Source organism: Ignavibacteriales bacterium, from assembly GCA_026390575.1.
In the GTDB taxonomy this organism is placed as follows: Bacteria; Bacteroidota; Ignavibacteria; order UBA10030; family UBA10030; genus Fen-1298.
The window spans coordinates 614,385-638,592 of sequence record JAPLFR010000016.1 but is presented as its reverse complement, the minus strand read 5'-3'; the positions used below and the strand labels follow the sequence as shown (position 1 = coordinate 638,592).

Here is a 24,208-nt window from a genome sequence, read left to right as displayed (position 1 = left end):
GCAAAGGTAGCGATCTTATTAGGAATTGGCAAGTTGTAGAAGATAAGAGGTGTATGGTGCAGGAGGCTGACATCCTCCTGGGCGGTGCAACCCTATCGGGTTGTAATGATTTCCCGTCGTTCTAGAACAACCTGATCCTCCAATATTGGATCAAAACCCACCCAGTTAAACAATTCAATGCAAAGCTGTAAAAGCCCAGCGTTATTTAAAAAACCATCAATATTTGGAGAGATTTGCCCATCATTATATTAACAATAAATAATCTGTAAAAACACTTGATTACATTAATTATTTATGTTATTATTAAGTAGACCTTAATAAAATAATGTATATCTAATAATCAGGAGCAATGTCGAAACATGGAAAGGGAATCATTGATGCTGAAAGAATCATTGGAAAACACTTTTGCATGCAACGTCTTTAGCGATGTTGTTATGCGGGCACGGTTGCCAAAAAATATTTATAAGATGCTGAGAAAAACTATTGATGAGGGTTTGCCACTTGCGCCAGAGGTTGCTGATATCGTGGCCAATGCTATGAAAGATTGGGCGATAGAAAAAGGTGCAACACACTTTACGCATTGGTTTCAACCAATGACCGGAATGACAGCTGAGAAGCATGATTCCTTTATTTCCCCAGCCAGTGATGGACGTATCATTATGGAATTTTCCGGTAAGGAATTGATTAAAGGCGAGCCGGATGCTTCCTCGTTCCCATCCGGAGGATTGCGTTCAACATTTGAAGCCCGCGGTTATACCGCATGGGACTGTACGTCATCGGCATTCTTTAAAGACAACACGCTCTGCATTCCAACGGCATTTTGTTCTTACACGGGTGAGGCACTCGATAAAAAAACACCGCTTCTCAGATCAATGGAAGCCCTTTCAAAACAGGCGATTCGAGTTCTCCGATTGTTAGGCAATGCTACCGCGACTCGAGTTGTTGCAATGGTTGGACCCGAACAAGAATATTTTATCATCGATAAAAAAACATATGAAAAAAGGAAAGATCTCATTCTTACGGGACGCACACTGTTCGGTGCAAAGCCAGCGAAAGGTCAAGAGTTGGAAGATCATTACTTTGGCAATTTGAAGGAACGAATTGCGTCATTCATGGCAGAAGTAGATCAGGAACTTTGGAAACTCGGTGTGCTGGCAAAGACAAAACATAACGAAGTCGCACCGGCTCAGCATGAACTTGCTCCTATATACAGCACAACAAACATAGCAACCGATCACAACCAACTTGTGATGGAAACTTTGAAGAAGATTGCAAATCGTCAAGGATTGGTTTGCTTGCTTCATGAAAAACCGTTTGCAGGTATCAATGGTTCGGGTAAACACAATAACTGGTCAATGAGCACTGATGATGGACAGAATTTGCTTGATCCCGGAAAGACACCACACGAAAACGAACAATTTCTTTTATTCCTTACCGCGGTTATACAAGCTGTGGATGAATATGCTGATCTATTGCGTGTTTCTACCGCAAACCCGGGTAACGATCATCGGCTTGGAGCAAATGAAGCGCCACCAGCTATTATTTCCATTTTCCTTGGAGAACAGCTGACGGATATTTTGAAGCAGATCGAAAATGGGGGCGCGAAAACCTCCAAAGCTGGCGGCGAATTGAAGTTAGGTGTTAACACATTGCCAGCATTACCGAAAGATTCCACTGATCGAAATCGAACATCGCCATTTGCCTTCACCGGTAATAAATTCGAATTCCGTATGGTAGGATCCTCAGCTTCAATTGCCGGGCCGAATACCACGTTAAATACGATTGTTGCTGAAATCTTATCGCGCATTGCGACCCGGATAGAGAAAGCAAAAGATATCGACGCAGAGGTTCAAACTATTGTAACCGAGATTGTAAAGAAACACAAACGAATCATTTTCAACGGCAACAATTATACAGACGAATGGGTAAAAGAAGCGGAAAAACGCGGCTTGCCAAATATCACCTCAACAGTTGCCGCTATTCCGGTGTTCATCAGCGAAAAATCTATAAAGGTGCATGAAAAGCATTCTGTCCTGAGTAAAGAGGAATTGCATTCACGCTATGAAATCTCTCTCGAAAACTATACAAAGACTGTCAATATTGAAGCATTGACAATGTTGGAAATAGCAAAACGTCAAATATTGCCGGCATCTCTTACGTTTGCTGGCAAGATTGCATCAACAATCGCTTCAATGAAAAGCGTTTCTGCAAAATCGAAATCTGCAGAAAAATTATTATCGGAGTTGACCACAACTATCGATTCCTTTGGTAAAAATATCGAAGTACTTGAATCAGCGCTTAGTAAATTGAAACATGATAACAACGCCTTGAAACAAGCACAATATTATCGTGATGTTGTTTTTGTCGCGATGGGAAAATTACGCGTTGACGGTGACATGTTAGAAACGATGGTGGACGCAGATATCTGGCAGTTACCGACGTATGCTGATTTGCTCTTCAATATCTAATGTTCTTTTTTATGTGTAAACCAAAAAGCCCGCATTCGTATTTTAAATGCGGGCTTTGTTTGTACTGACAAAAATAGTGTGAAAACAGAAGAGAAACGGAAGTCTAATGCACTAGAACCGCCCCGAGTTCACAATCAGAACACAGCCTCTCGGCACAGTAAAACTTATAGAGTTGAATCACAGCTTGTTGGCGACTTACATTTTTCAACGGCAGTCTTCCTTTTAGCAACTGTTTTTCCATCAACCGAGTAATGGCGTTGTTCTCGGATACAGGAAGAGCTTTGTACACATCAAGCGCACCTTCGCGGACAGCTTTATCTTTAAAAATGCGCGCATACAACATCGCGATTGGCAGAACAGCATTAATGATGATTTCGCGGATACGCGGTGCGCCGAGCGCTGTAACATTATTTGAAGCCGTCGTATCAAAGCTGTAATGATGTCTCCAGAAGTCGTTTGTTTCAATGCTGAAGAGTTGAACCAGTTTGCACTCCTTTTCCGCAGCGGAACTATTGGCTTTTAGCATCTGGATGATACAGCGGAAGAAATCATTTACTAAAAATTTTCTGATCAGTACACTTGCGGCGGCAAGCCGGATTGTCGGAAAGTTTGTAGGACGTGTTGGGAAGAATTGCCAATCAGCAGCGTTAAGAATTTCACCGTGATACTGCGGACGTAGTTCTTTCCACTTCTTGCGTAATTCATGTACATACTGTCGAGCTTCTTTCTCCGTAATACTTTTACTTTTAGGCAGCAACTTGGCCGTGCTGAACAACAGTGATTCTATGGTAGAATGAGTAAGGGACATTCCGAAATTTGCAATGATTTTTAATGTCATATTTTCAGCTAACCGCAAAAAGGGTTCCCGATTCTTACTGTAGCCAAGTCCCTCCATCACACCTTCGTAAAGAACTTGTTCCCATAATTCTTTGTTAGAAAAATCTTTTTGTGTCAACTCAAGAATTGGCGGCGGAATTTCATCGTGTTCACCCTCCACCGGCAGTTCACCGTACGGGCGCTGCCATTCGCGCAACGTCATGCGGCGTTCGCGTGCAAGCTGTTTCAATCGTTCCTCAAACCGGCGAAGCTTTAATTCAAGCCGTGCAATAGCTAACTTTGTAAGCCAATGATCGATCGCATCGGATGTCAAGACATGGTTCTTGCCGAAGCATTGAATTGTTTCTGACTTCTTTGCGCGTTCGTCGAGAATAGCTTTGTGCCATATGCTCTGGATGGAATCTGAAAGAAACTGACCGAGCACAAGGATGGGAATCCGCCTGCCGCTGTGGGCAAGTGTTGGAGGAGCGTCGCTGGTGGTTTCCAGAACAACGTGGAGGATGACTTTATTGTAGCGTGGATCTTCTTGATGTTGATGCTGAAGCCACTCGAACACTGTACGGTGAATCTCAACATCACCCACGTACGTCACACCAGCGATTTTTATTTTTGCGTTGAAAAAATCTGGTCCACCGTCGGAATTTAATTGACCGACGTCGAAAACTTTTAGGGTTTTGCCGTCTGCCGTCTGCAGAGCGGCGGTAAGATACTGTTTGCTCCAGATGTGACGAAGGAACCGCTCGTGGATATTGTGTGTGCGACGGTTCATAATACACCTCCCTGAGTTGCATTACCCAATCGGACAAATACTCAACGACTCAATTATTTAATTGTTCAACGTACTTTCTCATTTCTTCCACCATCTTCTTTGCTTCTGATCGTGCCGCTTCCGCAAAATCTATTCCTGATGATGCAAAGATGATACTGCGGCTTGCGTTGATGACGGCAAGCTGTCCGTGTTTGTCGCAGCCGTTACGAATTGCCGATTTCAAATCGCCGCCCTGCTTACCAACACCAGGGATGAGAAGCGGCATATTTGGAACAATCTTACGTATGCATCGCAATTCTTTCGGATGTGTGGCACCAACAACGAGACCGATGTTCTGATACTTGTCCCATTTCTTTACACGGTATACTACTTTTTCATATAATGGTTTCGTTCCAACTTTTAAACGCTGGAAATCCTTAGAACCAGCATTGGAAGTAAGCGCAAGAATAAAAACTCCTTTTTCTGGATCCGCGAGAAAAGGTGCAATAGAATCAAACCCCATGTACGGATTTACTGTCGCCGAATCAAAGCCGAAATCACTAAAAAGCGATTGAGCATATCGCTCTGCTGTATTTCCAATATCACCACGCTTTCCATCACCGATAGTAAGAACAGATTTAGGAATGATCTTCAGGGTCTCTCGCAACGCAGTAATTCCACTTTCACCCGTCGCTTCGTAGAAGGCAAGATTCGGCTTATATGCGCAGACGAGGTCATGTGTCGCTTCAATAATCCGGCGATTGAACTCCAGCACAGGATTCCTCATAGATTGTATATGCGCTGGAATTTTATTCTCATCTACATCAAGACCGATGCATAAAAGAGAATTTTGATTAATTTGAACTTCGCGCAGACGCTGTGTAAACGACATCGATTTTAACCTTTCAAAAAAATTGAATATACAATTTCTCCTATCAACATCAAAAGAACAATGGATGAGACAAACACAAAGCGCCAATCTCGTTCGACGGCGAAACCGAAAACTGCAGTGATGACGCGAAGAATTGGCGTAAACATAAGTAACACAAGCCCGGCAAACATTACAGTTACCGGATCAAATGTATTAGAAAACATCTGCTCCGCCAAATTGCTCAACGAAGGATTTGTGGAAAGGGGAACGATTAACGATGGAGAAATTGTTGCAAGGAGCAATCCAAAAATCATTAAACTAGCGCTCACCCAAACACCAAGCCGAAGAACGCGGCTTGTCCAGCGTTCAGCAGCGTGATGTGAATCGTTTGATATGAAATTAATGTCTGGCATATCTCTATCTTAAATATAATTGAATAGAAATCCCCAACAAAGCTAGCGCAAATACCCATGTCAGTACTTTGCTTTGAATTTTACGGCTTATGCGCACACCTGTCATAGAACCGGCAAGGACACCAAGTGCAGCTGTAGAAGCGACAAATGGATTTAGATGTCCATGTGCAAAATAAATGAACGCACTAGCTGCTGCGGTCACGCCAATCATAAAATTGCTTGTGGCTGTTGCTGCTTTCATTGGAATACCGGAAAGAATATGCATCGCAGGTACTTTGAAAATCCCTCCGCCAACGCCAAGCAAACCAGAAACATTACCTGCAACGAGCGAAATCAGCATCGCAACAGGCACTTTCTTTACCGTATAATGGACAGTCGTCCCAGTGGCATCATCGGTAAAAGTACCGGGAAGAATACCATCGGTATGGAGTATCTCTTGGCCGTTATGTTGACGTATCCGCCAAAGCATTATGATTGCAACGAAAAATAGTAATCCTGAAAAGAGTTTTGCAAGGATGGTTGCGCTTAAATAGTTTGCTGTAATCCCTCCAAGTATTGCACCGGTGACCGTAGCGATTTCCAGAAGCATTCCGAGCCGCATATGAACTGTGCGGCGTTCAAGGTTCATTGCGGCGCCAGCGCTCGATGTGGCAATAACAGCAATAATACTGGTCGCAATCGCTTGGTGCATCGGAATATTGAGAACCATCACCAGAAATGGAATAAGCAGCACCCCGCCGCCGAGTCCGAGCAGTGCGCCAAAAGTGCCGGCAATGAATCCACCAGCGAAAAGAAAAATAAAAGAGAGTATTGACAAGAGAATTTCCTGCAGTACGTGTGTGTCAGACACTTCGATGGTACGAAAAAGAAAGATGAGTTTCAAATGAGTAAGCAGTGTGTTGTCGGTGTTCGGGAATCAGTCTATGAGTTAAAGAAAAAAGGAATATTTTTCGTGATTAAGTGTTTATTTCTAAAAAAGAATTCTTATTTTAATCGGAGATGATAAACTCTTTTAGTTTAAACATCGGACAATGCAAATTCTTCATGGAAATTCGGGAGTTTATGACATGAAACAATGGTACGAAATATTATTTCAGAATTATGCCCGAACCTATGACAAAGAGACGTTCACACAGGGGACTATTCAAGAAGTTGATTTTATTGAAGGAGAACTTCACGGTGATCGGACAAAACGGATTCTGGATATCGGCTGCGGTACGGGAAGACATTCTATAGAATTAGCGAAACGCGGATACAAAGTTACCGGAATCGATTTTTCCGAATCCCAGCTGAGACGAGCTCGAGAGAAAGCATTAGAAGCACAGACCGTTGTGGAGTTTATTCATACAGATGCACGAGATCTCAAGCTCTCCCATGAATTTGATGTTGCCATTATGTTGTGTGAAGGTGGATTTCCATTGATGGAAACCGACGAGATGAACTTTGCTATCTTGCAAGGAGCGGCGAGAGCATTGAAATCCGGCGGTACATTTATTTTGACAACACTCAATGCACTTTTTCCGCTGGCTCATTCTATTGAAGAATTTCTGAATTCAAACACCGTTGAAGGAACGAGCAGCGGACACGTATTCAATGCAATGACATTGCGTGATAGTTCTAGATTCGAAGTTACAGACGATGACGGTCAGGTGCTGACCCTTCAATGCAATGAGCGTTATTATATGCCATCAGAAATTACGTGGATGTTGAAATCACTTCATTTTTCAACGATTGAAATTTTTGGATGCCAAGTAGGAAATTTCAGCCGTACCATGCCGCTGACACCAAATGATTATGAAATGCTTATTATAGCAAAAATTGTACGAGAGAAGTTAATATAACGTGGAAAACTATTTATGGCTCTTGAGGTAGTAAAATTTTCCTATCTTAGCGAATTTGTTAATTTACCGGTACTAAGAATCAGTGATAACAAACGAATCGGTAAGTTAGTAGACCTTGCTGCCACGACCATGCAGGTTTATCCGCGTGTCACAGGACTCATGGTGCGAACACATCGCGGTAAACAGCCAATCTACATTCCATGGAGCAATGTCAAACGCATGGTGTTTAAAGAACACATTGCAGTGGAGTACCCCGCAAATGGTGGTGAGCAGCAAGTAAAAGCAGCAGAAAATGAAATTCTTATCTGTAAAACATTTTTAGACAAGCAAATCATTTCGACAGAAGGATATAAAATCGTTCGTGTGAACGATCTGCAATTGCTCATCGAAGACAAGGCGAAAGAAAGTACCAACCTCTGGGTAGTACATATCGACATCGGCTTGAAAGGAATTTTGCGCAGAATTGGAATTCTGCACGTGGTAAACGGCGCCTTCCGCTGGGTAACGGACCGCGATATCAAAGATGAGTTTGTTTCATGGAAGTATGTACAGCCTACTGCCACGTCTTCTGTCTACGCGTCAGTACAATTAAAGACGGATGCATCGAAGTTATCCGAGATTCATCCCGCCGATCTTGCAGATATTCTCGAAGATCTCGGAACCGACGAACGTATCGCTCTCATTGAGTCACTCGACAACTTTACCGCTGCTCAAACGCTTCAGGAAATGCAATTCAAGAATCGTCTACAAATTGTTGAATCAATGGAGCCGCTCAGGCTTGCACCGATCATCAACGAAATGCAGATGGACGAAGCAGTGGATTTGCTGGAAGCATGCGATACACAGAAACGCCAGGCGGTGTATACACTTCTGACGCCGGAAAAAGTAACAGAATTAAAAGAGCTTTCTACTCTTTCAATGTACAGCGTCGGCAGTATTATGAACACCGACTTCGTTACCGCTAAACCAACAGAGACCGCGGGGATGGTTCTTAAACGTATTATTGTTGAATGTGAAAAGTCTGAGATGTATCGATACGCGTATGTGCTTGATCATGACGAACGGCTTCTCGGCGTAGTGAGTTTACGAAATCTTCTTATGAGTGACGCAGACCTCTTGATTGCCGATATTATGATTGAACAGGCTGTTTCGGTGCAAATTGATACGCGTATTCGTCGCGTGGCAAAACTCTTTTTCAAATATAATTTTGAAGCTATTCCTGTTGTAGACGACAACGATAAACTTCAAGGACTTGTATCTTTCCGCGACGCTCTCGCATCAGTGTTCCCGGAAATTAAAGAAGAGGAAACAGTGTGACATGAGTTTTTTCAAACGAATCAAAGATAATCCTGCTCTGCGGCAGCTCTTAATCTTCATGAGCATCTTGGGACCTGGAATCGTCACAGGCAGCGTTGATAACGATGCCGGTGGAATTACCACGTACTCTGTTGCAGGTGCACTGTACGGGTACAAACTGCTCTGGACACTTATTCCTTCGTTCATAGCGCTCTTGGCTGTACAGGAAATGAATGCGCGCATGGGTATTGTCACCGGTAAAGGACTGGCGGATTTGATACGCGAAAGCTTTGGCGTGCGCATCACGTTCTATATGTTTATTTTTCTTTTAGTCGCCGATGTGGGAAATACTGCAACAGAGTTTGCAGGTGTTGCAGGCAGTATGAATATCTTCGGTGTAAGCAAATATATTTCAGTTCCGCTTGCAGCTATTGCGGTTTGGGTGCTTGTGCTGAAAGGCAATTATAAATTTGCAGAAAGAGTATTCCTCCTTTTCAGCGTATTTCTCCTTTCGTATGTCGTTTCAGCCGTTATTGCAGGTCCCGACTGGAGTGTCATTGGCAAAGCAATGATTACACCAACGGTGCAATTCGATAGTGAATATATCACCACCGTTCTTGGTATTATCGGCACGACCGTTGCACCATGGATGCAATTTTACATGCAATCGGCTGTAATTGAAAAAGGACTAAAAATCAGCGATTATAAATACACAATTTGGGATGTCGTACTCGGATGCATTGCTACCGTCGTTGTTGCGTTCTTTATCATTGTAGCCTGTGCCGCGACGCTTCACGTGAACGGTATTAAAATCAACGAAGCAGCAGATGCAGCAATGGCCTTGCAGCCGTTAGCCGGCGCTTTGGCTGGTCAATTATTTGCATTCGGATTATTTGTTGCATCGATTTTTTCCGCAGCGATTCTTCCACTGGCAACAGCATTCTATGTCTGCGAAGCTTTCGGATTTGAAGCAGGTATAGACAAAAAATTTAGCGAAGCTCCACAATTCTATTCGCTTTTTACTATCATCATTCTCATCGGTTCCGGCATTATTTTGATTCCGGGGGCCCCGCTCATTGCTATTACTATTTGGACGCAGGTGCTGAATGCCATTCTGCTTCCCATGGTGCTTGTTTGTATGATGATCATTGTGAACAATAAAGAAATCATGGAAGAATATACCAACAACCGGCTGCAAAATACAATCGGTTGGACAACGACGATAATCTTAATCATACTTAGTGCATTCCTGCTTTTCTCGGGCATAGGCGTTGGATAGAAATAAGTTCGATATCAATGTATCCGGCTTATTGCCTCAACTGTCTTATTGTATAGGAATTTAAACATGAAAACACTGTTCCTACTTTTCTTCACAATTTCAGTGTGCTTATCGCAGAGCTATGATAATAATTTTACCAATGCCACCATGCGTGTGGATTACTATCACATTGGGACGAAAGGACAAGAGCAAATTACCTTAGACAAGGTGTATGAAGAAAATACCTGGCCCGGCAGTAAAGTGAATTTGCTCGACACGCTCAATCTTGGTGATTGTTTTGTAAAGGTGAGCGATCTTCAAACCAACCTGCTTCTTTATTCACGCGGTTATTCAACGGTGTTTGGTGAATGGCAAACAACGGAAGAGGCAATAAGCGGAACATGGCGGACATTTCAGGAAACCGTTCGCTTTCCTTTTCCAAAACGAAAAGTCATTGTCAGTTTTAATCGCCGCGACAAATTTGTTGGCGCCGGCGAAGTGATGGCGTTTAGAGAAGTTTTCTCTACCGTTATTAATCCAAACAATTCGACCGTTGTAAATCGTGAGAAACAGGAAAGTAAATTCGCAATGTTTGATGTGATGGTCAATGGTCCGACCGACAAGAAGGTAGACATTCTCATCCTTGGTGATGGGTACGCAAAAAATGACATGGAGAAATTTAGGAAGGACGCAAGACATTTTACCGATCAGCTTTTCTCGTATCAACCGTTCAAAAAGCATAAAAACGATTTTAATGTTCGTGCGATGGAAGTAATCTCAGACGATTCCGGCATCGATATGCCCGATCAGAATGTCTGGAAACATACGGCACTTGGTACGATGTACAACACATTCGGTTCTGCCCGCTATGTGCTGACGGAAGAGAATCGGGCAATGCGTGATATTGCCGATACAGCACCTTATGATTTTATTACAATTCTTGTAAATGACAACCGTTATGGCGGTGGTGGAATCTTTAATCTTTACACAACATGTTTTACTAAACCGGCAAAAGCTGGTCAAGAATGGGAAATGGATTATGTCTATGTGCATGAGTTTGGCCATTGTTTTGGCGGCTTAGGGGATGAATATTACAGCTCACAAGTTTCGTATGTTGATTTCTATCCGAAGGGTGTTGAACCGTGGGAACCAAACGTGACGCGCACGAATTCAAAGGAAAATTTAAAATGGCGCAATATCACGTTATTGAATACTCCGATTCCAACACCTTGGCAGAAAGCAAAGTACGATAGTATAGAAATATTGCGGGGTAAATTAGACCGACTTGCTTCCGATTACTATGATAAGCGTGAAGGATTGTTGAAGAGTGGAAAAGAAATTCTTAAAGATCCCAAATGGATTGGCATTGTAGGTGCGTTTGAGGGTTCGGGGTACACGTCAAAAGATATGTATCGCCCTGCAATAGACTGCAAGATGTTTACATTCAACCCGGTGGATTTTGATCCTGTCTGCGCTGCAGCGATTGAACGGATAATAGAAATGTATATCAAGTAGCAAGTAAACGAGTAAAAAGCAATTGTTAGAAAATAAAAGTTAATGAAAACAAATCCCATCGCACTTATTACCGGCGCCTCAAACGGCATTGGATTGGAACTTGCAAAAATTTTTGCAAGGGAAAGTCATGATCTTGCCCTTGTTGCGCGCAGTCATGACAAACTTAAATACATTGCAGAAGATCTGCAGCAAACATACGGTGTGCAGGTAAAATACTACGCAAAAGATTTGTCTATTTCTTCAACGCCGGAAGAAATTTTTGAGGTACTTCAAAGTGAAGGTGGAAACATTGATGTGCTTGTCAACAATGCTGGCTTCGGGTGGCGCGGCGAGTTTTCCCAAATGGAACTTACAGATGTCCTCGGAATGATTCAGGTGAACATCACAGCACTGACACATCTCACGCGGCTTTTCTTGCCAGGAATGATCGAGCGAAGACGTGGAAAAATATTAAACATGGCATCAACAGCCGCCTTTCAACCTGGTCCGATGATGGCGACATACTACGCATCAAAAGCTTATGTGTTAAGTTTCTCAGAAGCACTGTCGGAAGAATTGAAGGGAACAGGTGTAACGGCTACAGCATTTTGCCCCGGACCGACAGCTACCGGCTTTGGAAAGAGAGCTGGTTTTGTAAATGAAAAAATCTTTGGCGATCTGCTCTCGATGGATTCACACACAGTTGCGCTTGAAGGGTATAAAGGATTGATGAAAAGAAAACCGCTTGTTATTTCCGGGTGGAAAAATTGGCTTGGAACTCAACTCGTCCGATTTATACCGAGACCACTTCCAGCGAGGCTGATAAAAAAAGTCCAACAAAAGAGAGGAGGTTGAGAAACACTATTTGTAAATCACACCTTCCGCTGGAAAAAAAATTCAACGAATTTTCAAACCCAATTGATTTGTGGTCACCTGCTTTTCGCTGAAGAATTTCCTACCTTACATAAACATTTTAAACAAGCACTACTTAAGAAATTGTTACTCTCATGCCATACGCCGGTGAATTAAGTGCTCTCGCAACAGCTGTGATGTGGACGGGAAGCGCGCTTGCTTTTGCGGCTGCAACCACACGCGTTGGTTCTGTGTATGTGAATGTCGTGCGGCTTGTTGCAGCAGTTGTTTTTTTATTTGTGACTATCGTTGTTTTCGGTATTCAGGTAAATGTATCTGCCATACAAATACTATTTCTTTCACTGAGTGGTTTTGGCGGATTCGTTTTCGGTGATACCTTCCTTTTCAAGTCTTTCGAATACAACAACGCCCGGATTAGCACACTTATGATGTCGACGGCTCCAGCGATGACGGCACTCATGGCATTCCTCTTCTTGAATGAAACGCTTTCGCTCACCGGAATATTTGGCATGATAATAACACTTGCCGGTATTGCGCTGGTTGTGTTAGAGCGCAAGGAATCGTCATCGCACCGTATTCCTATATCTATGGCGGGAGTGTTGTATGCATTATTGGGAGCTTTAGGACAGGCAGGGGGGATGATTTTGGCAAAGAGCGCATTTGCACAAGGTCCAATCAACGGATTTGTTGCAACATTTATACGTGCATTTGCTGCTACATTGGTTCTGGCGCCATTAAATTACTTCGCGGGCCGATTTACAAAACCAAGAGAAGTATTCTCAAATGATCGTAAAGCATTTCGTTTCACAATGCTTGGTTCGTTTCTTGGTCCTTATCTTGGAGTGACATTTAGTCTCATCGCTATTTCACTCACCGACGTTGCCATCGCGGCTACAATTATTGCGCTTGTTCCAATTATCATGCTGCCAATGGTATGGATTTTATTTCGCGAGAAACTTTCCTGGCGTGCTGTTGCTGGAGCTTGTGTTGCTGTCGCCGGAGTTGGGATTTTATTCCTTCGGTAAATCTGTTGGAGGAGCTTGCGGAGCGGTATTCTCCCGCTGTTTCTTTAGTTGTGCATAATATTTTCCGTATAACTTTTCTGCACAATCCGGACAGACACCATGACTAAATTTTGCTTGTGAGTGTTCCTGTAAATATCCTTCGAGTTGTGTCCAATATCCTTTGTCATCACGGATCTTCTTGCAATTTGAGCAGATCGGTACCAGTCCGCGCAATGTCTTGACCTCGGCAAGGGTACTCTGAAGTTCCGTGATAAGTCGTTCGCGTTCAACTTCTGCCCGTTTGCGGTCGGTAATGTCAACGATCGTCCCGATGATCGCAGGCTGGCCGCGGGAGATCGTCGCCGATCCGTACACTTCGATGTCGATAATCTCTTGCGCCTTCGTTACTGCACGGTAGAAATAATGGGTGGATTTGACATTCCCCTTGATACTCGAGTGGATTTGATTATGTGTGCTTAGCCAGCCGTCGGGATGAGTGAGGTCACCGGGCCCGAGCCTGTCCGTAAGCTCATCGACGGAGTACTTGAATATGTTGGCGAACCGGGGATTAACATAGCGGAAGACACCATCCTGAATGAGATAAATGCCGACCAGCGATTTTTCGGCGAGCGTGCGGAACAGCTCCTCCGATTCCTGGAGCGCCTTCTGCTGCTGGTCCAATTCCGCGACCATGGTATTGAAAGCTCGGGACAGCGTCCCGATCTCGTCGTCCGCTTTGAGTTGGATCAGTTTGTCCCCGCCCTGCTTGTGGGAAAGCTCTGCGACATGCCGAGTGAGATAAAGGAGTGGTCCGGTGTAACGCCGAATAAGGAATGAGATCATAAAAAAGACGAACGTCACGGTTACCGCACTCGCTCCTAGGAGGTACAATCTCATCTGCCTGATCGACGCATACGCCTCGGCTTGCGGATAATTGGCGAGCATAATCCAGTCGTTCACCGTCATACGCTTGAAGGAAGTCAACATGGGGATCCCGACAGTCGTCACCGTCTCGTCTGTTCCCTCGAATCCTTCTACAGCAGCGTCGAACATCCTATTCCCAAGAGGAATCGGCTTCAGGATCCTGTTCTTATCGGGATGCATGATCATGACTCGGTCCGCTGTGGTGAGTGACAAATACCCCGTTTGCCCAATCTTGATCTTTGCGATGTCTCCCAGGATGTTGTCGCCCATAAGGTCGATGCTGCCCACAAGGATGCTGATTATCAGGCCTTTGCTATTGAAGATCGGGGCAGTCATCATAATCGCCGGATGGTTATGTTTCTGCGAGGAGAAATAGGGGTCGGATATGATGGGTTTCCGCGTCTCGAGCGTTTTTTTGACATAGGCTCGAAAAGAATAATCCCTTCCTCGCCTATTTGGAGTAAAAGGCGCTTCGGCAATGGATTTACCAGCAGCAGACAAGAGGGTGTAATGGTTATTGAAAAAGCTTGTGAGATAAGCTTTGCTATCGAGGAATCGCTGGGCTGCTTCTGGGTCGTGCAACGCTGCGGAGGGTAATTCCTGAGAAGCGAGGATAAGCTGCTGGCTTGCAATCAGCAGCTTCGTATCGATCTCACTTGCCACCGCCGAGGCCATCAGGAACTGATTCCTAACGATGGTGGCCTTCAACTGCTTTTCGAAGTAGGAGGTCGCGAAATATGCAGCCATGGACAAGGAGAGAATAACGGCGGCGGATACGCCGATGGTCATTTTTGTCTTCAGGTCTAACGATCTCATGAAGTTCTCCGAAATCCTGACGACTCATATTGGGCAATCCACTGTCCAGCCAGGTGTTTGCCACTCGTGAAACTGAGCACAAGCACAATATCTTAGATTACTAAATTTATATACATTTGTCAATTTTCCCTGACAGATCCTACGCACATGGCGCCCCACTATTTCATGCTTGGTTATCCTTTTTAACGAATTGAATGTACCGCTTGGCAACTCTTGAAGCAAGATGAATAAAAGGCGAGTTTATTGTTGTTGTGATGGGGAGCGCTAATCGGTCATTTGAAAATCTTTATCCGGCGGGCGGATCTCATCATGCATCCTGCGAAGAGCAAGAAAGGCTGTCTCGCTTCCTCTCAGTATCGATTTATGGAAGATGCGGTACGCTTCACCCTTATTCTGTGTCAATCCAATTCCAGTTTCATAGCAATGTGCCAGCGTGAGATCTGAAAGCAGTGATCCTTCTTTTGCCGTGCTGCGAAGAATAGCGAGTGCTGCGCTTAAAGTTTGTGTATGTATTTGATCTAGTATATTTGCCGTCGCAAGACGGATGTCTGCTTCAAGACTTCCTAATGCGGAAGCTTGGTTCCACAATTCAACCGCTTTGTCGCGATTTTGCTGCGTCCAGCGTCCGGTAAAATAACATGATCCTAACTCAACAATTGCAGGCACATGTCCCAGCGATGCTGCACGTTGGAGCAAATCAAAGGCCTGTTTTTCATTTAACATCTTACTAAAACCGATGGATGTTAACCCAGACCATGTATAAAGTGCATCCGGGTCATTTTTTGCAGACCGCAATTCAAGTTCCCGTGCAAAATCTTCCGTATTCATCAGTTTCCAAAGCAATGCCGGTGCTCGATTTGAGTTTAGAATAAACGCACGCAGGTAGTACACGCTTGCAAGAATAATGTCTTTCCGAACATTGAGTCCGCGTTCGTAGCAGCGCCCAAGCAGGCAGAGTGCCTCCGGATTTCCTGACTTTGCTGCTTGCGACAATGAGGATTGAACGCTTGAGTCCATATTCACTGTTGTGGTCTTCTCCGTGAGTGTCGCATGAGAGAGTGTGTCAATTCCTTGGTACGCTTCGTGAATAAGAGTTGTATCTTCGATTGTTGAAGTTGTGTCTGTGTGGAAATCAATAAAGAGGAGACTGAATCCTGTGTCGATCGGTGCCGACCGAGTTGCATTGCTGTTTGAATGTTCCTTTGGGGCATTCACAATATTTGTTGTGTCAGTCTTATCCAGTCCACGTCGTTCCATTTCTTTCTTTGTCAACTTTGCTGCATCTGATCCGAGTTCAGATGCTTTTTTAAAGAAGCCGTACGCTTTTGGCCAGCTCCGCGGCACAATAAGTTTTTCGGTGTACATTAATCCCATCACGTACAATGCTTCCGGATTTTCCTGCTCTGCTGCAGCACGAAAGGTTTCAAACGCTTTAAATGGATTCCATTCAACCCCGCGGCCATTCATCAAGAGAATACCCAAATTGAACTGCGCAAGCGGCAGATGTTGATCTGCAGCCTTTTGAATCCAATACGCTGCTTTTGCGGTATCAGCTGGAAATCCTTTGCCGAACAAGTAGCGTAATCCCAATTCGTGCTGTGCCGGCGATTCACCGGCATTTGCTTTCTGCATCAGGACGAATGCTTCGAGTAACTGAAGATCAAGTGTGGAGGGAAGTACCAGTGGCACCGAAACCGATTCGTAACTTCGAAATGCCTGTGGTTTCTTTTGCTCCTGTGCAGACAAGTTACATCGAATAGCGGATAATAAAAATACGGCAATTAGTATTGTAGTGTAAATCCTTTTTTGAATTGTAAACCTCAATTTAGTTACTCACACCACAATTTCGTATATTGTCATCGAAATTGCCACAATGAAAAGCAGATTTATTTTGAAGAAAATGGAATATCAAAAACCGCGAGTAAAAATCTGTTGCATCGGCAGTATTGAAGAAGCACTAACAGCAATTCGTTTTGGCGCGTCGGCGATTGGCTTAGTATCTGAAATGCCAAGCGGCCCGGGCGTGATTTCGGAAGAACTCATAAGAGAGATTGCGCTGAATGTTCCAACCGGTATAGACACTTTTCTTCTTACCTGTAAGCAAAAACCGGAAGCTGTTATCGCACAACAGCAAAAAACATTTGTTAATACAATTCAATTAGTAGATGCCTTTCCACTCTCCGGTTACGCAATACTTCGACAAGCGTTGTCGGGTATTCGTATTGTTCAGGTGATCCATGTCAGCGGAGATACATCAATACAGGAGGCTGCTGTCATTGCTCCATATGTAGATGCGGTTCTTTTAGATTCAGGTAATCCATCGCTGGCGACGAAAGAACTTGGAGGTACCGGTCGCACACATGATTGGTCTGTTAGCAGGCGTATCTGCGAACGTGTTCATATTCCGATTTACCTTGCCGGCGGGTTGAAACCGGATAACGTGCATGATGCAGTCGAGCAAGTTCATCCTTATGCTCTCGATGTATGCAGCGGTGTTCGTACCAATGGTCATCTTGATACGCAAAAGCTTGCCGCTTTGTTCTCAAACATTCAATGAAAACACTATGAGCGACAACAAAATCATTTTTTCTATGATTGGCGTCGGTAAAGTAGTTAAACCGAATCGCCAGATTTTAAAAGATATTTACCTTTCTTTCTTCTATGGTGCAAAGATTGGTGTACTCGGATTGAACGGTGCCGGTAAGAGTACGCTTCTGCGCATCATCGCCGGGATTGACAAGGATTATCTTGGTGAGATCACGGCGCAAAAGGGAATTACATTTGGTTTTCTTTCGCAAGAACCGGAACTTGATCCAACAAAAACTGTGAAGGACATTGTTGAAGAGGGTGTTCAAGAAATTGTAAATCTTGTAAAAGACTACGAAGCCGTTAATCTCCAGCTTGCAGAACCGGAGGCTGATTATGATACGTTACTGGAAAAACAATCCAAGCTTCAAGAAAAAATTGATCATTTCAACGCATGGGATTTAGACAGCAAACTGGAACAAGCAATGGATGCACTGCGCTGTCCGCCGCCAGAAACGTCGATAAATATTCTTTCCGGCGGTGAACGGAGACGCGTGGCGCTCTGCCGTCTGTTATTACAAGAACCGGATGTGTTGTTACTCGACGAACCGACCAACCACCTCGATGCTGAATCTGTCGCATGGCTGGAGCACCATTTGGGTTTATACAAAGGCACTGTCATCGCGGTGACCCATGATCGCTACTTCCTCGACAATGTAGCCGGATGGATATTAGAGCTCGATCGCGGTGAAGGTATTCCATTTGAAGGCAACTACTCTTCGTGGCTGGATCAAAAGAAACGCCGGTTGGAAGTGGAAGAGAAGCAGGAATCCAAGCGTCAGCGGGTTCTCCAGCGCGAATTAGAATGGGTGCGCTTGAATCCGAAGGGCCGCCACGCCAAGAGCAAAGCACGCATCGCGTCGTATGAAAAGATGCTTGCTGAACAAACTGATAAGCGCGATGAAGAGATGGAAATATATATTCCGCCCGGTCCACGTTTGGGCGACGTTGTCATCGAAGCTCATGGCGTTTCGAAAGCATTCGGTGAGAGATTACTATTTGAAAACATGGAATTTGCTCTTCCACCCGGCGGTATTATTGGTATTATTGGCCCAAACGGAGCCGGCAAAACCACACTGTTCAAGCTCATCACGGGAGAAGAACAGACAGATACCGGTGATATCAAAATTGGCGATACTGTAAAGCTCGCTTACGTCGATCAGATGAGGCCGCTCGATCCCGATAAAACAATCTGGGAGGAAATCTCAGGAGGAGAAGATCTTATTATGCTCGGTAATCGCGAGGTGAACTCACGCGGTTATGTAGCACGATTCAATTTCAGCGGGACCGATCAGCAGAAACCAGTTGGCAAACTCTCCGGTGGAGAGCGTAATCGTGTACATCTTGCTAAAGTACTAAAAGAAGGAGCGAACGTACTCCTGCTTGATGAACCGACGAACGATCTTGATGTGAACACATTGCGTGCGTTGGAAGAAGCGCTTAGTAATTTTGCCGGCTGTGCTGTCGTCATTTCGCATGACCGCTGGTTCCTCGACCGTGTTGCAACACATATTCTTGCGTTTGAAGGAGACAGCAGTGTCGTGTGGTTCGACGGAAATTATTCTGAATACGAAGAGTACCGCAAAAAACAACTCGGCATTGATGCCGACCAGCCGCATAGGATTAAGTACAAACGATTAACAAGAGGTTGATGGGAAAGATTTCGAAAATAGGTGCTTGCAGATTGAGATGAAGATTTTGGATTCTATTCTTATAGTTCCCCATACGTGATCACAGAACACTGACAACTACTTTTCCAACCTGACCAGTATCTCTTCTAAAAATTCTTTTACTTCGACCATTTCTTTTTTTATTTCATCATCCTGAATTTTTTTCTTTTGCGGAACGTTGAGAAGTTCGAGCTGTTCTCCTGTATCCGGCTCCGGTGTGAATTCTTTCATGACCTGCTTTGCGCCTTCAATGGTGTACTTCTCATCGCGCAGCAATTGCTTGATGTGCATGATAAGTTTAATATCTTTGTTTGTGTAAATACGGTTGCCGGCGCGGTTTTTCGCCGGCTTCAGTTCGGGAAATTCTGTTTCCCAATAGCGTAAAACATATTGCTCTAATCCTGTAATTCTGCTGACTTCGCTAATGGAATAGTAAAGTTTTTTGATGCTCGTATTCTTCATGGACGCCTCGTTCATAGGTCGGTTATTCGATAGAAAAGTAGTAAATGTTGCGTTGAGTTGCAATCTTGAAACTCTTCGAGAGCCATCGTAGAGTTATTCTCAGAGAACTTTCGAATTGTCCTCACCTCGGTTTATGCAGGCAGTTCCGTGTGCACATAACGGTGAAAGTTTTTTGGAAACTTTTTCCGCAGCTGCAGAACCATCGCGACGAGAATCTTAAGCGGTGATGATAATCGAATGCGCTTGGAAAACACATCATACTGTGCACGCTCAATTCTGAGAAGAAGCAAATAATAGATATTCCCCATGGTGCGAGCGGCAGTGAAAAGCGGTTTGTCTTCTTCGGCGAGGCATGCCTTCGCGCGGTGGAAATATTCATGAGCGCGTTCACACTCAAACTTCATCAGCTCGATAAATCGTTCGTTGTATGTAAGGTTCAATAAATCCTCTTCGGAATAATCGAACTTTCTCAAATCTTCAAGCGGCAAATATATACGTCCGCGTTTAGCGTCAGATTTTATATCCCGCAATATATTTGTTAACTGTAATGCAATACCAAGGTTGATGGCATACTGCTTCGTTTTCTCGTTCTTATAACCAAATACTTCCGCACAAATCAATCCCACCGTCGAAGCAGCGCGGTAGCAGTATTGTTCTAATTCGGAGAACGTACCATAGCGCTTGTTTAACAAATCCATTTCCATTCCTTTAATCAACTCATAAAAATGTTCAATAGGAATATGGAATCGCTGGATAGTGGCAGAAAGTTTGTTCAGCAGTGAATAGTGCGAGATTCCGTAGAGCGAGCGCCGCAACTCTTCTGTCCACTGCAGGAGCAGCGCATACTTTTCTTTCTCGTCTCCCGCTTCATCTACAATGTCGTCGGTGAATCGGCAAAAGGCATAAATGGTTTCAATGGCGTCGCGTTTCGGGCGCGGTAAAATGAGGAAGGAGTAATAGAAACTACTCTTCCGATTCTGCGAGAAATCCGGTATGACGGAGGTTGCTGTTTGCACGTGTTTAAGTTACGATAAAAATGAATGAAAGAGAATACTTAGTTTGTCTAACGCCGAAAGTGCCGGGCGTTTCGTCAGTACGTCATACTTCTGACTATGAATCTTTTGTAAAATTTTCATGCCGCCGTTCCACGTAAGTTTCAATTCCATCGATAAATCCTTGCCAACCATAGGTAAGAGCGGTTTTCCTTCAACAAAAAGATCAGCTGTGCGCCGTACTTGAAATGCCACTAAATTACGAAAGCGATCATCCACCGTTTGATTGAATAAATCTTGTTCGGAATATTCAAATTCTGTCAATTCTTCTAAGGGAAGGTAAATACGATCTTTCTGTAAATCCACCGAAATATCCTGCCAAAAATTTGTCAATTGTAATGCTGTGCATATTGAATCTGAAAGCTGCATCATTGTTTCACTGCGATAATTGAACAGCAGCAAGAGCAATCTTCCGATAGGATTGGCGGAGTTGCGGCAATATGCAAGTACATCTTCATACGTTTCATAACGGTTCACGGTTACATCTGCGCGGAAGGCAGAAAGAAGATTCTGGAAAAGTTCACGCGGAATTTGAAATCGTTCCACCGTTTCAGCAAGTGCAGCAAACACGCGGTGCGTAGGATTGCCGTTATAACATTCATTAAGCTCCTGCTCCCATTGATTTAAGTTATCCATTCGTTCGGCGAGAGTAAAACCAGGCTCATCGGCATAATCGTCTGCAATGCGGGCAAAGGCGTAAATTGTCCAGACATACTTACGTATTTCTTTTGAAACAAAGCGCGAGGCAACAGGAAAATTTTCATAGTGGCTGCGAGCAATTGTTTCACAGTAACGGAAGCCGTCTTCCGCCGACCAGTATTTGTCCTTGATATGAAGTTTTGGATTGTTCATTTTTAGGAGATCGATGAAATGCGCAGAACACATACATCTACTGAATCAATATGAAGAATGGCAGTGGGAAAATCAAGCGTTTGGTGGAACTACTTCATCCACCGGAACAGTATACACTTCAATGGGCGTATCAAGTCCTTTGACGAGAACAGGCTCGTGCGGAACTGTTGGTATAAAATCTTTTACGAATTCATAGGTACGCCGGGATATCATAATCCCCTCAACAGGCGCATTTGATTCGAGGCGATTGGCGAGGTTGACATCGGAGCCAAGAACGGTGTACGCAAGTTTTTTCCGCGTGCCCATATTTCCTACCACAACCTCGCCCGTATTGATGCCGACACGAATTTTTAGTGGAAACAATCCTTCCTTTACCCACTTCTCTTTCAACTCGCGGCATTTTATCTGCATCTCGATTCCTGCTTTTACAGCGCGTACGGCATGGTCCAACTGCGGTTCGGGAGCGCCGAAGAACACCATGAGCCCATCTCCGATGTATTTGTCTACGGTGCCTTCATATTTGAAAACTATTTGAACCATTGCATCAAAATATTCAGCAAGAAAATTTTGAATTTGATCCGGCGTCATTGTAGAAGAATAGGTTGTAAAACTCTTAATATCGGTAAACATGATCGTAAGTTCTTTCTTCTGAACCTCGAAGATAGATTCCGGATGTGCCAACTGGCGTTTGACTACCGATGGCGGCAAATATGCTTCAAACGATCTTTGTGTTGCTTCTTTTTCCCGTTCTTCATTGATAAATCGATAGACAAGCACACAAAATACAGCTGTGCCCGTGATAAGAATAGGCCGCACCAAATTAACGATAAGATTGCCATACAGAAATGCCGTTGTGACAAGTATAATATATCCTATAAGCAAAAGTACAGCGCCGACCCAGAGACCGCGTGAAGAGAATTTTACTGCTAAAACACCAATGATTACCAGAAGAAGAATTTCAACACCTATTTTTTCAATGGGATTCGCTTCCTTCAAGAAATTTTCAGTCAGGATTGTGTGCATCACATTTGCATGCAATCCACCTAAGGGATACGCGTTATCTCCCGGCACGTTTTGGATGTCTGAAGCACCGGTCGATGCCGAATTTACTACTACAATCTTATCTTTAAATAATGGCTTCCAATCGTATTCCATCATATCCTGATCTTGAGACACATTATAAATCTGAACCATCTTATAGTCTATCATTGTACCCCATGGACCGACATAATTCACGATAATATTACATCGATCATCAACTGGTATAATTATGTCATGGGGATGTTGACCGGGGCGGAAAGCACCTGTGAGCGTAATGCTTTTCCCCGGTTGCAGGATAACCTGTTCCGGTTTTACATGCAGGTAATCGCAAATTGTACGAAATGGAAAACTTGGATAAAATCCATCTTCATATCTTATTAAGAGGGGGGCACGGCGAATCACACCATCGGGATCATGGCGGTAGGTCAGGTAGCCTAATCCCCGAGATGCAAATGCGACTTCTTTGAATGTCATTAAAGGATTCTCACCGAAGTACATTCTGCTGATATCACCGTCTACTTTTACTTTCCATTTGGTCTTTGAAAGATATTCCCAATAAAACGCAGGACGTGGTGGTTTTTGCATAAGAGGCTTGTCTTTGAAATCGAGCATCATTCCATAATAAACATTTCCCGCCGATTTGATACAAGCAATGTAGAACGAATCTTCTTCTGTCGGTTTTAGTCCAAGAACAATATAATCCCAAATTTGGGCAGCAGCCTGCATATCGCCAATATTCTTTATGATTTGTCCATACTGGCGGCGTGAAATATATGTGCCACCCGACAGCACTTGAATACTACTGTCTGTTTCACTGACGTGAATAATTGTATTGTCGTACGGAATGCGGGACAAAAAGTATTTCGTTCGAAGTACAAACATCTGGTCGAACGCCTGTGAGTTCCATGTTTCAAAGACATTCGGCAGTAACCAAAAGATAAGATGTCCAAACACGAGAGAAGACACGATGATAAACATCGTGTCCCTCAGGGGTCGCTTTTTACTGGTGGTCAATGGTGATGGTTTTGCTGTAGAAGTTGTTCGCGGTTATATGTGTAGCAATGTCCGCCACATCGGGACGTCGTGCACCTTCCACTTTTTCTGTTCCCCGTATGTTGCCTCCGATTGTCACTGGCTTTTCGGCAAGCGTCGAAAATATTGAGTAGCGCTTCCTCACACTGCGGATTTCCGATACAATATCACTCGCCATTGTTAATTTCTTCGATGTATCAGCAGAAAAATAATTACCAAGTTTTATTTCCAGATCAAGTAAACGCTCTGTGGAAGCGATAAGAAAGAAAACTTCTTTGCCGGTATTTTTATCAAAGGCACTCCAACCGCGGCCTTTGGGAATGTAGTAATTTTTATTAACTGCATAGTCGGTTTTGAACTGTTGTATCTTGGAAGGAAAGAGTAATTCTATCTCGCCTTTTGAATCCTGGTGAACCAAATAAACAAAACAATCCTTTGTCAGCTTCACCATCATTTTTATTTCTTCCCCGCTTTTCAGTGTTGTGTCGTGTGTAATGGGGACCATGGTCTTGCTTTTACCGACAAGTGCGCCAAACGCCCATTCAAACCCTATATTGGCTTCGGTTTGTTGAATGAGGGGTACAGCTGGCGCCGGTTGTTCACTGGATCGAAATCCAACTGCGAAACAACCTAACAAAACTGCAAGAAGAATAAAGTATCGCATATGTAA

The 24,208-nt window shown here is 43.9% G+C and carries 20 protein-coding genes; 9 read left to right on the top strand and 11 right to left on the bottom strand.

Features of this window, described 5'->3' with window-relative positions; all coding sequences use genetic code 11:
* Positions 1-359 precede the first annotated feature (359 nt).
* Entirely contained in the window at positions 360-2,468 is a 2,109-nt protein-coding gene (locus NTX44_15630; protein ID MCX6123043.1) for a glutamine synthetase III, read from the top strand.
* A gap of 103 nt (positions 2,469-2,571) precedes the next feature.
* Here the strand turns inward: NTX44_15630 and NTX44_15625 are convergent, their stop codons facing one another.
* The 4 genes from NTX44_15625 to NTX44_15610 are packed head-to-tail and all read right to left on the bottom strand — an operon-like array spanning position 2,572 to position 6,154.
* Positions 2,572-4,074 (bottom strand): DUF2851 family protein, encoded by a 1,503-nt coding sequence (locus tag NTX44_15625; GenBank protein ID MCX6123042.1) that lies wholly within the window; start codon positions 4,072-4,074, stop codon positions 2,572-2,574.
* Between the two features lie 49 nt (positions 4,075-4,123).
* On the bottom strand, positions 4,124-4,945 hold the full coding sequence (gene pyrF / locus NTX44_15620; GenBank protein ID MCX6123041.1) for an orotidine-5'-phosphate decarboxylase: 822 nt from the start codon (positions 4,943-4,945) through the stop codon (positions 4,124-4,126).
* A 5-nt stretch (positions 4,946-4,950) separates the two neighbouring features.
* Positions 4,951-5,337 carry a DUF1634 domain-containing protein gene (locus NTX44_15615; GenBank protein MCX6123040.1) on the bottom strand — a complete coding sequence of 129 codons (387 nt, stop codon included), beginning with the start codon at positions 5,335-5,337 and terminating at the stop codon, positions 4,951-4,953.
* A gap of 4 nt (positions 5,338-5,341) precedes the next feature.
* Positions 5,342-6,154: a sulfite exporter TauE/SafE family protein gene (locus NTX44_15610; protein MCX6123039.1), complete on the bottom strand. Its 813-nt coding sequence runs from the start codon at positions 6,152-6,154 to the stop codon at positions 5,342-5,344.
* A 250-nt stretch (positions 6,155-6,404) separates the two neighbouring features.
* Here NTX44_15610 and NTX44_15605 point away from each other — a divergent pair, with 250 nt between their 5' ends.
* The 6 genes from NTX44_15605 (at position 6,405) to NTX44_15580 (ending at position 13,124) form a co-directional block, all read left to right on the top strand.
* The gene (locus NTX44_15605) at positions 6,405-7,178 is read left to right on the top strand and encodes a class I SAM-dependent methyltransferase (protein ID MCX6123038.1); all 774 of its coding nucleotides are present in this window, start codon (positions 6,405-6,407) and stop codon (positions 7,176-7,178) included.
* A 15-nt stretch (positions 7,179-7,193) separates the two neighbouring features.
* Positions 7,194-8,495, top strand: a complete 1,302-nt coding sequence (locus NTX44_15600) for a CBS domain-containing protein (protein ID MCX6123037.1) — start codon at positions 7,194-7,196, stop codon at positions 8,493-8,495.
* Position 8,496: 1 nt separating this feature from the next.
* Complete coding sequence (locus tag NTX44_15595) at positions 8,497-9,753, top strand: Nramp family divalent metal transporter (protein ID MCX6123036.1); 1,257 nt, start codon at positions 8,497-8,499, stop codon at positions 9,751-9,753.
* 66 nt (positions 9,754-9,819) lie between these two features.
* Entirely contained in the window at positions 9,820-11,247 is a 1,428-nt protein-coding gene (locus NTX44_15590) for a M64 family metallo-endopeptidase (GenBank protein ID MCX6123035.1), read from the top strand.
* A gap of 42 nt (positions 11,248-11,289) precedes the next feature.
* The gene (locus NTX44_15585; GenBank protein MCX6123034.1) at positions 11,290-12,081 is read left to right on the top strand and encodes an SDR family oxidoreductase; all 792 of its coding nucleotides are present in this window, start codon (positions 11,290-11,292) and stop codon (positions 12,079-12,081) included.
* Positions 12,082-12,233: 152 nt separating this feature from the next.
* Complete coding sequence (locus tag NTX44_15580) at positions 12,234-13,124, top strand: DMT family transporter (GenBank protein MCX6123033.1); 891 nt, start codon at positions 12,234-12,236, stop codon at positions 13,122-13,124.
* On the opposite strand, the gene NTX44_15575 is transcribed toward NTX44_15580, so the two are convergent.
* Complete coding sequence (locus NTX44_15575) at positions 13,110-14,843, bottom strand: PAS domain S-box protein (protein MCX6123032.1); 1,734 nt, start codon at positions 14,841-14,843, stop codon at positions 13,110-13,112. The genes NTX44_15580 and NTX44_15575 overlap by 15 nt on opposite strands.
* 264 nt (positions 14,844-15,107) lie before the next feature.
* Positions 15,108-16,589, bottom strand: coding sequence for a tetratricopeptide repeat protein (locus NTX44_15570; protein MCX6123031.1), 1,482 nt, complete (start codon positions 16,587-16,589; stop codon positions 15,108-15,110).
* Between the two features lie 127 nt (positions 16,590-16,716).
* On the opposite strand from NTX44_15570, the gene NTX44_15565 reads away from it, so the two are divergent.
* Together NTX44_15565 and ettA are read left to right on the top strand one after the other, a co-directional pair.
* On the top strand, positions 16,717-17,400 hold the full coding sequence (locus NTX44_15565) for a phosphoribosylanthranilate isomerase (GenBank protein MCX6123030.1): 684 nt from the start codon (positions 16,717-16,719) through the stop codon (positions 17,398-17,400).
* A 7-nt stretch (positions 17,401-17,407) separates the two neighbouring features.
* Positions 17,408-19,081, top strand: a complete 1,674-nt coding sequence (ettA, locus tag NTX44_15560) for an energy-dependent translational throttle protein EttA (GenBank protein ID MCX6123029.1) — start codon at positions 17,408-17,410, stop codon at positions 19,079-19,081.
* Positions 19,082-19,177: 96 nt separating this feature from the next.
* On the opposite strand, the gene NTX44_15555 is transcribed toward ettA, so the two are convergent.
* The 5 genes from NTX44_15555 to NTX44_15535 all read right to left on the bottom strand — a co-directional run bounded on the left by NTX44_15555 (position 19,178) and on the right by NTX44_15535 (position 24,202).
* Entirely contained in the window at positions 19,178-19,561 is a 384-nt protein-coding gene (locus NTX44_15555) for a MerR family transcriptional regulator (protein MCX6123028.1), read from the bottom strand.
* 131 nt (positions 19,562-19,692) lie between these two features.
* Positions 19,693-20,577, bottom strand: a complete 885-nt coding sequence (gene hpnD / locus NTX44_15550; protein ID MCX6123027.1) for a presqualene diphosphate synthase HpnD — start codon at positions 20,575-20,577, stop codon at positions 19,693-19,695.
* Positions 20,578-20,586: 9 nt separating this feature from the next.
* Positions 20,587-21,465 carry a squalene synthase HpnC gene (gene hpnC, locus NTX44_15545; GenBank protein MCX6123026.1) on the bottom strand — a complete coding sequence of 293 codons (879 nt, stop codon included), beginning with the start codon at positions 21,463-21,465 and terminating at the stop codon, positions 20,587-20,589.
* A gap of 72 nt (positions 21,466-21,537) precedes the next feature.
* Positions 21,538-23,484, bottom strand: coding sequence for an adenylate/guanylate cyclase domain-containing protein (locus NTX44_15540; protein MCX6123025.1), 1,947 nt, complete (start codon positions 23,482-23,484; stop codon positions 21,538-21,540).
* A 22-nt stretch (positions 23,485-23,506) separates the two neighbouring features.
* Positions 23,507-24,202 (bottom strand): DUF4384 domain-containing protein, encoded by a 696-nt coding sequence (locus tag NTX44_15535; protein ID MCX6123024.1) that lies wholly within the window; start codon positions 24,200-24,202, stop codon positions 23,507-23,509.
* Positions 24,203-24,208: the final 6 nt, after the last annotated feature.